This is a genomic window from Staphylococcus saprophyticus subsp. saprophyticus ATCC 15305 = NCTC 7292 (genome assembly GCF_000010125.1).
Taxonomy (GTDB): Bacteria; Bacillota; Bacilli; order Staphylococcales; family Staphylococcaceae; genus Staphylococcus; species Staphylococcus saprophyticus.
This window is the reverse complement of the sequence record NC_007350.1, coordinates 1,839,977-1,854,237: the sequence shown is the minus strand read 5'-3', so window position 1 is coordinate 1,854,237 and position 14,261 is coordinate 1,839,977. Positions and strand designations below refer to the sequence as shown.

General features: G+C 33.3%; 13 protein-coding genes. 10 read left to right on the top strand and 3 right to left on the bottom strand.

All coding sequences use genetic code 11. The features are described from left to right. The first annotated feature begins 178 nt into the window (after positions 1-178). The 7 genes from SSP_RS08945 (at position 179) to fabI (ending at position 7,161) form a co-directional block, all read left to right on the top strand. Positions 179-526, top strand: a complete 348-nt coding sequence (locus SSP_RS08945) for a hypothetical protein (protein WP_011303482.1) — start codon at positions 179-181, stop codon at positions 524-526. Positions 527-542: 16 nt separating this feature from the next. Then, a complete protein-coding gene (locus SSP_RS08940; RefSeq protein ID WP_011303481.1) occupies positions 543-1,178 on the top strand; it encodes a GTP pyrophosphokinase in 636 nt (211 codons plus the stop codon). An 11-nt stretch (positions 1,179-1,189) separates the two neighbouring features. Then, a complete protein-coding gene (locus tag SSP_RS08935; RefSeq protein WP_011303480.1) occupies positions 1,190-1,999 on the top strand; it encodes an NAD kinase in 810 nt (269 codons plus the stop codon). Continuing rightward, positions 1,999-2,853, top strand: a complete 855-nt coding sequence (locus SSP_RS08930) for an RluA family pseudouridine synthase (RefSeq protein ID WP_002483754.1) — start codon at positions 1,999-2,001, stop codon at positions 2,851-2,853. The genes SSP_RS08935 and SSP_RS08930 overlap by 1 nt, the downstream gene beginning before the upstream one ends. 26 nt (positions 2,854-2,879) lie before the next feature. Then, positions 2,880-4,265 (top strand): magnesium transporter, encoded by a 1,386-nt coding sequence (gene mgtE, locus SSP_RS08925; RefSeq protein ID WP_002483753.1) that lies wholly within the window; start codon positions 2,880-2,882, stop codon positions 4,263-4,265. Between the two features lie 9 nt (positions 4,266-4,274). After that, positions 4,275-6,119: a monovalent cation:proton antiporter family protein gene (locus SSP_RS08920; RefSeq protein WP_011303479.1), complete on the top strand. Its 1,845-nt coding sequence runs from the start codon at positions 4,275-4,277 to the stop codon at positions 6,117-6,119. 271 nt (positions 6,120-6,390) lie between these two features. Then, positions 6,391-7,161 (top strand): enoyl-ACP reductase FabI, encoded by a 771-nt coding sequence (fabI, locus tag SSP_RS08915; RefSeq protein WP_011303478.1) that lies wholly within the window; start codon positions 6,391-6,393, stop codon positions 7,159-7,161. Between the two features lie 175 nt (positions 7,162-7,336). On the opposite strand, the gene cozEa is transcribed toward fabI, so the two are convergent. Next, the gene (gene cozEa, locus SSP_RS08910; RefSeq protein ID WP_011303477.1) at positions 7,337-8,422 is read right to left on the bottom strand and encodes a lipoteichoic acid biosynthesis protein CozEa; all 1,086 of its coding nucleotides are present in this window, start codon (positions 8,420-8,422) and stop codon (positions 7,337-7,339) included. 337 nt (positions 8,423-8,759) lie between these two features. On the opposite strand from cozEa, the gene SSP_RS08905 reads away from it, so the two are divergent. The 3 genes from SSP_RS08905 to SSP_RS08895 all read left to right on the top strand — a co-directional run bounded on the left by SSP_RS08905 (position 8,760) and on the right by SSP_RS08895 (position 11,770). Further along, complete coding sequence (locus SSP_RS08905; RefSeq protein ID WP_011303476.1) at positions 8,760-10,334, top strand: alanine/glycine:cation symporter family protein; 1,575 nt, start codon at positions 8,760-8,762, stop codon at positions 10,332-10,334. 94 nt (positions 10,335-10,428) lie between these two features. Continuing rightward, positions 10,429-11,175: an esterase family protein gene (locus SSP_RS08900; protein WP_011303475.1), complete on the top strand. Its 747-nt coding sequence runs from the start codon at positions 10,429-10,431 to the stop codon at positions 11,173-11,175. An 85-nt stretch (positions 11,176-11,260) separates the two neighbouring features. After that, positions 11,261-11,770, top strand: a complete 510-nt coding sequence (locus SSP_RS08895) for a YjcG family protein (protein WP_002483746.1) — start codon at positions 11,261-11,263, stop codon at positions 11,768-11,770. A 121-nt stretch (positions 11,771-11,891) separates the two neighbouring features. Here SSP_RS08895 and ltaA read toward each other — a convergent pair whose 3' ends face one another. Both ltaA and SSP_RS08885 read right to left on the bottom strand, forming a co-directional pair. Beyond that, positions 11,892-13,088, bottom strand: coding sequence for a lipoteichoic acid biosynthesis MFS flippase LtaA (ltaA, locus tag SSP_RS08890; RefSeq protein ID WP_011303474.1), 1,197 nt, complete (start codon positions 13,086-13,088; stop codon positions 11,892-11,894). Next, positions 13,066-14,241 carry a diglucosyl diacylglycerol synthase gene (locus SSP_RS08885; protein WP_011303473.1) on the bottom strand — a complete coding sequence of 392 codons (1,176 nt, stop codon included), beginning with the start codon at positions 14,239-14,241 and terminating at the stop codon, positions 13,066-13,068. Before SSP_RS08885 ends, ltaA begins: the two co-directional genes overlap by 23 nt. Positions 14,242-14,261: the final 20 nt, after the last annotated feature.

Sequence of the window (14,261 nt, the reverse complement as noted above, 5' to 3'; positions counted from 1 at the left end):
CCTTTTTTACATATAATAACTTATTTTAAATCACTTTTTCCTTATTTTAAATTGAACTGCATTTGTAAAATTTGAATTAAGTAAAAGTTATGTATATATGTTGGTAAAACATGTAAGTTGTGACGTGTTATGTACGATAGAATTATGTTAAAATGATGAGGAATAAGGAGGAACAAGCATGCGTATTTATGTAAATGAAATTAAAGTTACAGAAGACAGTATAAATTGTTATACAGAGCAATCTACAGAAGGCTTACAAGAAGCAGGACAAATGCTTGTTGATAGCGATAATTATAGTTTTGCATATATTTTAGACGATGGACAATCATATTCTTATTTAATATTTGTCCAAGAAACTTGGTCTATGTTATATGAAAATAAAGGCAAGAAATTGATTATTAATGATGAACTAGAATTAAAACAATTCGAAAATGAATTTAACTATATATTGGATAACATACAAGGTAATTCAAATTATGGTAAGGAGTTTGTGTCCGTTGTTGAAAATACTTTCGAATTAGATTGAAGCGGAGTGAAGCACAATGAATCAGTGGGGTCAGTTTTTATCTCCATATAAGCAAGCAGTCGACGAACTGAAGATTAAATTAAAAGGGCTTAGAAAACAATATGAAGTAGAAGATAATGCTTCTCCTATAGAATTTGTAACGGGCCGTGTGAAACCAATGACGAGTATTATTGATAAGGCAAATAAGCGCCAAATATCATTTGATCGTTTACATGAAGAAATGTACGATATCGCTGGTTTACGTTTAATGTGTCAATTTGTTGATGATATAGATATCGTGGTTAATTTATTGAGACAACGTAAAGACTTTAAAGTTGTCGAAGAAAGAGATTATATTAGTAATACGAAACAAAGTGGTTATCGTTCATTCCATGTGATTATTGAATATCCTATAGAAACACTTAATGGAGAAAAGAGCATTTTAGCAGAAATTCAAATCAGAACGTTAGCGATGAATTTTTGGGCAACGATAGAACATACACTGAGATATAAATATGATGGAGACTATCCACCTGAGATTCAACATCGTTTAGAGCGAGCGGCAGAAGCAGCTTTCTTATTAGACGAAGAAATGTCTGAAATAAAAGAAGAAATTCAAGAAGCACAGAAATATTATTCTAAAAAGCGTGCGAAAAAGCATAATAATGACTAGGGGATGTTACGATGCGTTACACGATATTATCTAAAGGTGATTCAAAATCAAATGCTTTAAAACATAAGATGATTAACCATATGAAAGATTTTCAAATGGTTGAAGACCCAGATAATCCAGAGATTGTCATTTCTGTAGGGGGAGATGGCACATTGTTACAAGCGTTTCACCAGTATAGTTACATGCTTTCTCGTTGTGCATTTGTTGGGATTCATACAGGACATTTAGGTTTTTATGCTGATTGGCTACCACATGAAGTGGAAAAGTTAATTATTGAAATTAATAATTCCGAATTTCAAGTCATTGAGTATCCCTTATTAGAAATCATCGTTCGTTATAATGATAATGGTTATGAAACTCGCCATTTAGCTTTAAATGAGGCTACTATGAAAACGGAAAATGGTTCTACGCTTGTTGTGGATGTAAATATAAGGGGTAACCAGTTTGAGCGTTTTAGAGGTGATGGTTTGTGTATATCCACACCATCAGGTTCAACTGCTTATAACAAAGCGTTAGGTGGGGCATTGATACATCCTTCATTAGAAGCAATGCAAATTGCAGAAATCGCATCGATTAATAATAGAGTCTTTAGAACGGTAGGTTCTCCCTTAGTCTTACCTAAACATCATACGTGTTTGATAACACCAGTTAATCAGGACACAATTTTAACTACCATTGATCATGTGAGTATTAAACATAAGAATGTGAATGCAATACAATATAGAGTAGCCAATGAGAAGATACGATTTGCTCGATTTAGACCATTTCCTTTTTGGAAAAGAGTTCATGATTCATTTATTTCCAGTGGAGACGATGAATAATGAAGTTTACTTTTAATATTACTGCTTCAGAAATGTTACGTTCTTTTTTACAACGACATCATTTCTCTAAGCGAACGATAAGCGCCATTAAACATAATGGCGCTTTAGTAGTTAATGGTCAAACTGTTACGGTTAGAAAACAATTGGCTATTGGTGATATTTTGGAAGTATACCTTGGTAAAGAAATCCCAAGTACAAATCTTAAACCTTATCAACAACCATTAAATATTTTATTCGAAGATGACTATTTAATTGTTGTATCAAAACCACCGTATCAGAACTGCGCACCTTCAAGAGACCATTTGCATTATAGTATAGTAGAACAAGTATTAGGCTATTTAAATGAAAAACAGCCTGGCATCAATCCCCATATAGTGACACGACTAGATCGTAATACCTCTGGAATTGTTATATTGGCTAAACATGGGTTTATTCATCATTTAATGTCTAACCTTAATATAGATAAAAAATATCTTTGTATCTGTTATGGTAAGACTGAAAAAGAAGGCGTGATAGATGCGCCCATTGCAAGACACCCAGAAAGTATTATTCAACGTCGTGTCGATGCAGCTGGAAAAACAGCGCAAACACGGTTTAAGCGAGTGGAATATAAGGAAGGATTTAGTATGTGTGAAGTAACATTACTAACTGGAAGAACACATCAAATACGTGTGCACTTTCAGCATATCGGTCATTCTATCGTAGGCGATGCGCTTTATGGTGGCAAGCATGAAAGCTATCATCATCAACTATTGAGATGTACCCAGGTGGCATTCATACATCCTATAAAAAATCAAAATATTGTAATTAATGATAAATATGATGCAATAGAAACGCTATTTAATATGATATAATTTTAAACATACATGGAGGTGTACGAATGGCTAATGAGAAAGATTCAATCGTTTTAGAGGATGAACAAGTTTATGACCAAACATTATTAGACAATTTGTTGTTAAATAATCATATAGATGAATTTAGAGATGAATTCTTATCCATGCATACATATGAACAAAGTGAATACTTTGAGGATAGCAATGAAGATATACGCCAACGTATGTATGAAGTACTATCGCCAGAAGAAGTAGCGGATTTCTTTGAACAATTAGAAATTGATGAAGATGAATACGAATCACTTTTTGATGCGATGAATGCTAATTATGCAAGCAAGGTACTAGAAGAAATGTCTTACGATAATGCAGTTGACATTATGAACCAGCTATCTAAGCAAAAAATAGTTAGTCTCCTCACGTTAATGAATAGAGAAGATGCAAAAGAAATAAAAGCATTATTACATTATGATGAAGATACTGCCGGCGGTATTATGACAACTGAATATATTTCTTTAAAGGCAACCATGCCAGTAAAAGAAGCGCTCATGCATGTCAAAGAACAAGCGCCAGACGCTGAGACAATTTATGTTATTTTTGCAGTTAATGATAACAAACAATTGGCTGGGGTACTCTCTCTTAGAGATTTAATTATTGCTGAAAATGATGCATACATAGAAGACATAATGAGTGAACGTGTCATTAGTGCAAATGCTGCAGATGACCAAGAAGATGTAGCTCAAAAGATGAGAGACTATGATTTTATTGCAATGCCAGTTGTCGATTATCAAGATCATTTGCTAGGTATTATAACAATCGATGATATCTTGGATGTTATGGACGAAGAAGCCAGTGAAGACTACTCTCGTTTGGCTGGTGTATCAGACGTAGATGCAACAAATGATTCAGTGTTTACGACAGCTAAAAAGAGATTGCCATGGTTAATTATTTTAACATTTTTAGGGATGATTACAGCAACAATATTAGGTTCATTTGAAGATACTTTATCAAAAGTAGCATTATTAGCAGCATTTATTCCTATTATCAGCGGGATGTCCGGGAACTCTGGGACACAATCACTCGCCGTATCCGTACGTAATATTTCTACTGGTGAAATATATGAACAAAGTAAATTTAAAGTCGCTTTAAGAGAAGCGGGTAGTGGATTTTTAAGTGGTCTTGTATGTGCTTTGTTACTATTTATTATTATAATGGTGCTGTACGGACAAGCAATACTAGCTATCATTGTTGGTGGAAGTTTGACGATTGCAATGACGGTAGGTACTTTAGTGGGATCCATGATTCCCTTAGTAATGAATAAATTGAAAATTGATCCAGCGGTTGCTAGCGGACCATTTATCACAACAATCAATGATATTGTCAGTATGCTAATTTATTTTGGATTAGCTACATCATTTATGTCTTATTTAACTTAAGGGGGTTATATGGAATTTTTATCGCTTGTTGTCGTAGTGTTAGCGGCATTTTTTACACCAATATTAGTCAATCGACTCAGAATCACATTTTTACCTATAGTGGTAGCTGAAATTTTAATGGGCATTGTCATTGGGCACTCATTTTTAAATTTAGTAGAACGAGATGCAATGCTCAATATATTATCAACTTTAGGATTTATTTTCTTGATGTTCTTAAGTGGTTTGGAAATAGATTTTAAAGCTTTTAAAAGAGATAAAAGTTCAGCGAATAAAGAACAAAAATTGAAGAAACAAGAACCTGGCCATTTACAATTAGCAGTTGTTGTTTTCATGTTTATTATGATTATTTCTATTATTTTCGCATATATGTTTAAGTGGTTTGGACTTATTGATGATGTCTTACTAATGGTTATTATTATTTCTACGATCTCATTAGGCGTAGTCGTGCCGACACTTAAAGAAATGAATATTATGCGTACGACGATAGGTCAGTTTATCTTATTAGTAGCTGTACTTGCAGACTTAGTTACAATGATTCTATTAACAGCTTATGGTACATTACATGCTTCGGGTAATACATCGTTATGGCTAATTGGTAGTTTAGTCGTCTTTACCATTATTTTCTATTTGTTAGGCGGCATTTTCAAAAAAGCACAATTTTTACAGAAATTAATGGATGGTACGACTCAAATCGGTATACGTGCAGTATTTGCCCTGATTATTTTGTTAGTTGCTTTAGCTGAAGGGGTTGGGGCAGAAAATATTTTAGGTGCATTTTTAGCAGGTGTGGTTGTCTCATTACTTGGTCCAGATGAAGATATGGTTGAAAAGCTAGACTCTTTTGGCTATGGCTTTTTTATTCCAATCTTTTTCATAATGGTCGGCGTAGATTTGAATATTCCACAACTCATTAAAGAACCAGCATTATTATTAATTATTCCATTTTTAATTTTGGCATTTTTAATTTCTAAATTAATTCCATTGTTTTACATACGAAAATGGTTTGATATGAAAACAACGATTTCTTCCGCATTTTTACTAACATCAACTTTATCGTTAGTTATTGCTTCTGCAAAAATAGCAGAACAATTAGGTACAATTTCACCAGAAATTTCAGGTATTTTGATATTAAGTGCAGTGATTACATGTGTATTTGTACCTATTGTATTTAAAAAAATGTTTCCTATGCCTGATGAGGCCACTAGACAAATTGAAGTTAGTTTGATTGGGAAAAATCAATTAACGATTCCAATTGCCCAAAATTTATCATCACAACTTTATCAAGTATCGCTTTATTATAGAAATGATTTAAGTGATAAACGTAAATTGTCTGATGCCATTTCAATGATTGAAATTTCGGATTACGAAGAAGAGTTGTTAGAACGTCTAGGACTATTCGAAAGAAATATCGTAGTATGTTCTACAAATGATGATGAAATTAACCGTAAAGTAGCATTGATGGCTAAGGCGCATGGTGTGAAACGTGTTATCTGTCGATTGGAGTCTAGTTCGTCAGATGAAACGTTACAAAAAGCGGGTATTGAAATCTTCAGTAGTTATATGAGTAACAAAATTTTGTTAAAAGGTCTTATTGAAACACCAAATATGCTTAATCTTTTAAGTAATGTTGAAACATCATTATATGAAATTGCGATGTTAAATCATCAATATGATCAAATCCAATTACGTAATTTCCCATTTGGTGGAGATATTATCTTTGTACGAATTATTAGAAATAATGAATCTATCGTGCCACATGGTGATACACAATTACGTTACAGAGATAGAGTAATCGTTACTGGTTCAAAAGAATATGTAGACGAATTAAAACGCGAATTAGAATTCTATTATTAAGTTAGTGAAAAATAGAGTGAAGGACATTGCATGGTATGCAATGTCGTTTGCTTTATTTTTATGTTTTCTTTTGTACGAAAGAGCGTTATATTGACAAATTTGGAAGTGAAAACGTATTAAATTTATGAGTATAGTAAAATAAATTGTTTATTCAATCAAACCAATGTTAAAATAGGGAATGGTTATATTGGCATAGAGCAAAGTGATCGTTCGTAGCTTCATAACTACTCGAACCAATTAAAATGGAAATTTAAATAAAGGAGTTATATTCATGTTAAATTTAGAGAATAAAACATTCGTCATTATGGGTATTGCGAACAAACGTAGTATCGGTTTTGGTGTAGCTAAAGTATTGGACCAACTTGGTGCAAAATTAGTATTTACATACCGTAAGGATCGCAGTAAAAATGAATTAGAAAAATTAGTTGAACAATTAAACCAATCAGAACATCATATGTATCAAATTGATGTTCAACAAGATGAAGATGTCATTAATGGTTTTGCTAAAATTGATGAAGATATCGGACATATTGATGGCGTATACCACTCAATTGCTTTTGCAAATATGGAAGATTTACGTGGTCGCTTTAGTGATACATCACGTGATGGTTTCTTATTAGCGCAAGATATTAGTTCTTATTCTTTAACACTTGTAGCGCGTGAAGCAAAAAAATTAATGCCTGAGGGTGGTAGCATTGTAGCTACAACATATCTAGGCGGAGAATTTGCAGTACAAAACTACAATGTGATGGGTGTTGCTAAAGCAAGTTTAGAAGCAAATGTACGTTATTTAGCTTTAGACTTAGGTGAAGATAACATTCGTGTTAATGCGATATCAGCTGGTCCTATCCGTACATTAAGTGCGAAAGGTGTTGGCGGCCTTAACACTATCTTAAAAGAGATTGCAGAACGTGCGCCTCTAAAACGTAACATTGATCAAGAAGAAGTAGGTAAGACAGCGGCATACTTGTTAAGTGATTTTTCAAGTGGTGTAACGGGTGAAAATATCCATGTAGATAGTGGTTACCATATCGTTAAATAAAGAAACACAAAATACGCATGACCATCGTTACAATTCAACGATGGTCATGCGTATTTTTATATAAATGAGACCGAGACATAGATTGTTGTCTCGGTCTCAAACTTTATTTTCAAAAAAGGAAGATGAGGTCATTTTATATAACCATGAGTTCATCTTCCCACTTATTTTTGAATGATTATTCTTTTACATCACTATTCGCTTTTTCCATAATCTTTTCTCGATAATGGAATACATTACGAACAATTGTTTTAATGACTGCATATAATGGAACGGCAACTAGGATGAGTACGAAACCACCTAAATTACCAGCAGCAAGAATAACAACAATAATCGTTAGTGGGTGAATATTTAATGATTTACCCATAACGTTTGGTGTGATGACATTACCTTCTAATTGTTGAGCAATTAGTGTAATGATACATACCCAAATGAAAATTGTAGGACTTTGGATAATACCAATAATACCTGCTGGTGCAAATGCCATCCAAGGACCTAAGAACGGTATCATATTGGCAACACATGCAAACATAACAAGTAATAATGTGTAATTTAAACCTACAATAGAATAGCCTATATATAAAATGATACCTAAGATAATACTTACTGTCACTTGACCTTGAATATAAGATTTTAAAGTATCATTTAAATCTTTTAATAAATCAACAATAAATACTTTTCTTTCGCCTTTAAATAATTTAGCGATAAATGGAATAAAACGTTCGTGATCTTTTAACATATAGATTAAGAAGAATGGCACCATGATGAGTAAGAATAAAGTTGAAATAAATGAAGTCAAGTAACTTAATGAGTTAGATAAAACATTTGCAGTACTATCACTCATAGATTGAACCATTTTATTAATTCTATCTGTGACATCATTAGGTAGTCTTTCCATTTGGTCTAATGAAAAGTTAATGATGTGTTGAACTTCGTGCTGTAATGCTGGAATTTGATTAATTAAATTTTCAATTTGCTCGGCAATCAGTGGTCCAATATAACCAATGACAACACCAATGATGATAATTAAGCCAATGAAAATTAAAGTGATACTTCCCCAACGAGGGATTTTATTTTTTTCAAGTATTTTTTGAAAAGGTAAGCAAATATAGAATAAGAAGCCACTTAATAATAGTGGTAACAACACCGATTGTAAAATAATAATAAATGGCGTGAACACACTATGGACTTCCATTACTAATTTGATTAGTAAAAACAGGATTAATAGTGCAATACCTGTTCTAAACCAAACCTTATTTAGCATAGAACGGTTCCTCCTAAAATTCATTATTTAAGTACAATTCAGTATATCTTAAATGAAGACATAACAAAAGATGAAATTAAAATTATTGAAGCCAATAGAGTATATTGTGACAAATAAAGAAATCTAAAAACGATATACGCATGACGTCATATTAAATAGTGTGAAATTATTTTCCTTTGATATAAAGTCATTGTAAATATTTTATATTAATTATAACTTGAAATATATAAATTGTGAAAATGATTACTTATGAAATACGTTGCACGGAATATTTTATAAGTGTATAATGATAAAAAATATATCATTTTACATAATGGTACTACAAGGGGGATACATTATGTTAGAGGGGTTACTTACTTGGTTTTATGATATTGTTTGGAGCAAACCGTTAGTTTATGGGTTACTGATTACAGGTGTACTTTTTTCATTAATGATGCGCTTTTTCCAAGTTAGGCATTTTAAAGAGATGATCAGATTAATGTTTCAAGGGGAAAAATCACCCACGGGGATATCGAGTTTCCAAGCCATTGCACTGTCACTCGCTGGCCGTGTCGGTACTGGTAACATAGTGGGTGTATCAACTGCAATCTTTATTGGTGGACCAGGTGCTGTATTTTGGATGTGGGCAACGGCTTTCTTAGGGGCAAGTAGTGCATTTATAGAATCAACACTAGGTCAAATATATAAGCGAGAAGAAAAGGGACAATACCGTGGTGGACCAGCATTCTATATTGAATATGGGATTAAGGGCAAATTAGGAAAAGTCTATGGCTTAATTTTTGCTATTGTCACAGTCATTTCTGTAGGACTCCTATTACCAGGTGTTCAGTCTAATGCGATTGCCAGCTCTATGAAAAATGCATTTAGATTGGAACCATGGATTATTGCAATATTTTTAGCGGTGCTTTTAGCCTTAATTATTTTTGGAGGTATTAAATGGATAGCGAATGCAGCAACCGCTATTGTTCCATTTATGGCAATTGCATATATTATAATGGCTGTTATCATTATATTCTTGAATATTGAACAAGTTCCAGGATTGATTGCACTTATTTTCAAATCTGCTTTTGGTATGCAAGCGGCTTTTGGTGGTATCTTAGGTGCCATGATTGAAATCGGTGTTAAACGTGGATTGTATTCTAATGAGGCTGGACAAGGAACTGGACCACATGCAGCTTCAGCAGCAGAGGTGTCACACCCAGCTAAGCAAGGGTTAGTTCAAGCGTTTTCTGTCTATGTAGATACATTGTTTGTATGTTCGGCAACGGCTTTAATTATATTACTTTCAGGTACATATAATGTGACAGATGGAGGGACAACCTCAAGTGGTAAACCAAGTATGATTAAAGATAATGGCATTTTTGTAGAAATGTCAAATGGTGATAAAGATTATTCGGGTACAGCGATGTATGCACAAGCTGGTATTGATAAGGCCCTTCAAGGTGGTAGTTATCATTTTGATCCTGCATTTTCAGGCATTGGCTCATACTTTATTGCATTTGCGTTATTCTTCTTTGCATTTACAACGATATTAGCGTATTACTATATTGCAGAAACCAATATTACTTATTTGACTCGGAAGGGAACAGGAAGGACAACATTCTTCTGGATTAATGTCACGAGAGTCGTATTAATTGCTGCCACAGTATATGGTGCAGTGAAGACGGCGGATATCGCTTGGATGATGGGTGATTTGGGAGTTGGTATGATGGCTTGGTTGAATATCATAGCTATTTGGATATTGCACAAACCAGCTATTCAAGCATTGAAAGATTATGAATTACAGAAAAAACAACTAGGTTCTGGTAAAAAAGCAATTTACAAACCAGACCCCAAAAAAGTACCAAATGCCGTCTTTTGGCTAAAAGACTATCCACAACGGTTGGCCAAACAAAAAATAGATGAGTCATAGAGGTATTTACACCATAAATAATAAGATTTCAACATTTTAAAATAATGCGTCTCTTGGTACAATGTCATTAAGACTACGAGGGGGCGCATTATTTATGTATGATTTTAAACCAGGATGTATCACTAAAATTAATTTTCCTAGTAAAATATTAGATAGAGATGTCACACTATCTATTTATTTACCAAAAGATTTTACCGAATTATTTAAATATAAAATCATATTTTGTTTTGATGGTGCTGATTTTTTCAGTTTTGGTAGAATTCATCGAACTTATGAGCAGTTACGAGAGGCCAATGAGGTAGAAAGAGCTATATTTGTTGGATTTCACTATGAAGATGTTGATAAACGGCGCGCAGAATTTCATCCACAGGGTGCACGTACACATTTAACTGTAAAAGCAATGGCCAATGAAATATTGCCATATATTGATCAAACATTTCCTACATTTAAAGTAGGTAACGCACGCATTTTATTAGGTGATAGTTTAGCGGGTAGTGCTGCGTTAATTACGGCGTTATCTTATCCGCGTATCTTCAGTCAAGTTGGTTTATTAAGTCCACAACATGATGAAGCGATTGAAATGTTAATTGAACGTTGTCAGTTTAAAGAACAATTATCCATTTGGCATGCTGTAGGATTAGAGGAAGAAGACTTTAAATTGCCAACAACAGGCAAATCTGCAGACTTTTTAACACCTAATCGAAAATTAAATCAAGTCATTGAAAAAAATGATTTCACATACCATTATTTAGAATTTGAAGGTGGCCATATGTGGAAGTCATGGAAACCATTATTAGGAGATCTGTTAAAATATTTTTTATCAGATAATATTTCTTTTTAATAATCTGAACTAAGATGACTTTAGAGTAACGAATTTTTCAGAAATTTGCTATAATGAAAATATGTTAAACAAAGGAGGAATTTAAATGATTTTAGGATTAGCATTAATTCCGTCAAAAGCATTTCAAGATGAAGTGAACGCATATCGTAAGCGTTATGATGCACATTATGCGACAATTATGCCGCACATTACGATTAAGGGGCAATTTAAAATAAACGATGGTGATTTAGAATCTGTTAAAGAGACAATTAAATCTAAAATCGAAGGCATTCCAACGATTGATATACATGCGACAAAAGCATCAAATTTTGCGCCAATCACTAATGTTATTTATTTTAAAGTTGAAAAAACTGAAACTTTAGAAAGACTATTTAATCAATTTAACAATGGTGATTTTTATGGTGTAGCAGATCATACATTCGTGCCTCACTTTACTATTGCTCAAGGCTTGACTAGTCAAGAATTTGAAGATATTTATGGTCAATTAAAGTTAGCGGGAATTGATTACAAAGAAACAATTGAGCAACTTTCTCTAGTTTATTATGATGAAAAAGAAGAAAAATGGAAAGTACTTGAGAACTATAACTTAGCTTAAGATTAAACTATAAAATATGAGTCATAACATACGATAAAAACTTGGAATGAATAAAAGCGCCACTCGCAATACTAGAAATAAATTTTCTAATATGCGAGTGGCGCTTTTTTATATTATTTAGTTAAGAAGTTTTAGTTTTATTGTTCACTTTTACAAAATAAATACCATAAAAGATGGCTAAGAATAAGAATACAAGTGCTGAGAAATAAAAAGTATTGTTAACTGATTTGGTGAATTCAGTAATGAGTCCACCTACAAGGGGACCGATCATTGAACCGAAACCTTGTACACTATTGAATACCCCCCAAGTTTCTTCTTGTTCATCTGAATGGATATGACTTGCCATAAACGTATTCCACGCTGGCAGTAAAATACCGTACATAAGACCTATAAATACTGCTAGCACCCAAACGATTGTAATATTTGTAATAAGTGAAAGTGCAAATATCATCAGCGTGTATAAGACAAAGCCACCAAAAATAACCCAGTACATAAATAAGGTGCCATGTTTATCTATTATTTTAGATAAGAAGAGCATTGAAATAGCACAACCGATCCCGCCGAACACAATTGCCATAGTATATTCTAATGTGGAGACACCAACAACTTTAGTAGCGTATGTAGGTAATATGGGTACCAATGCAGTGATTGAAGCACCTTGTAATAATATACCAGGGAATAATATCATGTGACGTTTAGTCACATCGACTATTTGCCCTAATTGTTGTTTGACTGGGCGTGTATTGTAATTCGTCAATCTTACTTTCACGAAGTAGTATAATATCCAAGCGATTAATACAACGAGTGACATTAAAAATGCAAATTGAGTTGGATGGAATTTAAAAATGACATTCATACCAACCATACCGACTAGCAGGCCTAACAGCCAAGAGAAATATACATATCCCATTTGCTTACCACGATTATTCTCATCTACACTTGCTAACATAATCACCCAAATTGGACTCACAGCGATACCAAGTAAAATGGCACTGGCTATTAAAACAAAGGGCGATGTAGGGAACCAAATGACTAAAAATAAACTTGCAAAGGCAAGTAAGAAACCTAGTGTTAGCACTAATTTAGTACCTAAACGCTTAAGTAAAAAGCCAATCACAAAATTGGTAGTTGCATCAGCAATAAAATGTATAGAAATAGCGATAGATGTAATACCTACCGCGATAGATGTTGCTGTTGGAAGTAGCGCTAAATAACTGAGTATGTACATACCGCGAGCGAATTCCATCAAGAATAAGATGATGAGCATGATTATGAAATTTTTATTTGAGTTGTAATTATTTAACGAAGAGCTTTGCATATAAAGGAACCTTTCCATATACTTCTTCATAATGAGATGAATGATTAAGTAAGTTTAATAAATCTTTACATAATTTATAAGTTGAATATGGAATTCTTGACGCGTCCATAGATTCTGACATCGAAGCTAATTTGGTCGGTGCATTCGTTAGAGCAGCGACTTGCTCAATAGCAGCTTCAGGTGTATTAGCAATACGACCATAGCCTTTTTCTTCAAAGTAAACTGCATTCTCAAGTTCTTGACCTGGCGCAGGATCTAAGAAAATCATAGGGATTTGTCGCGTTAATGCTTCTGAGATCGTGATGCCACCTGGTTTAGTAATCATCAACTGACTCGAAGCCATCCATTCATTCATATGTTTGGTATAACCTAAAATCAAGACGTTGTTAAAATCTTTAAATTGCGATGTTAATGAACGTTTTAAATCTTTATTTTTACCACATATCATGACAACTTGTGCATGCGGACTGCGATTTAAAATTTCTTGAATCATTTGACCAAAACCTTTAGAAACACCAAAAGCACCCGCAGACATTAGAATTGTCGGTTTGTCAGGGTCTAAGTGATTTTGACTTAGCCATGCTGTTTTATCAATGTCTGTTTCGAATTTATCAGATATAGGAATACCTGTAACCTTCAATTTATCTTTAGGAATGCCAATACTTGCAAACTCATCTTTCAGTTCCTCTGTAGCAAGATAGTATCGTTGAGAGAAAGGTGTAATCCAATTCTTTTGCATACGATAGTCAGTCATGACAGTAGCGATTGGTATATTCATATCAAATTGCTCAGTTAATACAGACATGACTGGTGTAGGGAATGTGAGTAAGATAAGGTCTGGCTTTTCTTTCAAAAGTAAATTCATTAATTTATTTAATCCGTAATATTTATAGAAACATTTATCTAATTGATCTGGTTGGCTATAATAAAAAGCTTTATACATATTTCTAAAGTATTTAAAGCTGTTAATGTACCATTTTTTACAAATAGAAGTGAGGATAGGGTGTGCTTCTAAAAATAAATCGTGTTCGATAACTGTTAAATTGTCTAGATTCATTTCTTTGAATTGGTTCACTACACTCTGAGTAACTTGTAAATGCCCATTACCAAAAGATCCAGTAATTATCAGTATTTTTTTATTTTGAGTAACCATTAAAAGCCACCCTCCAATAG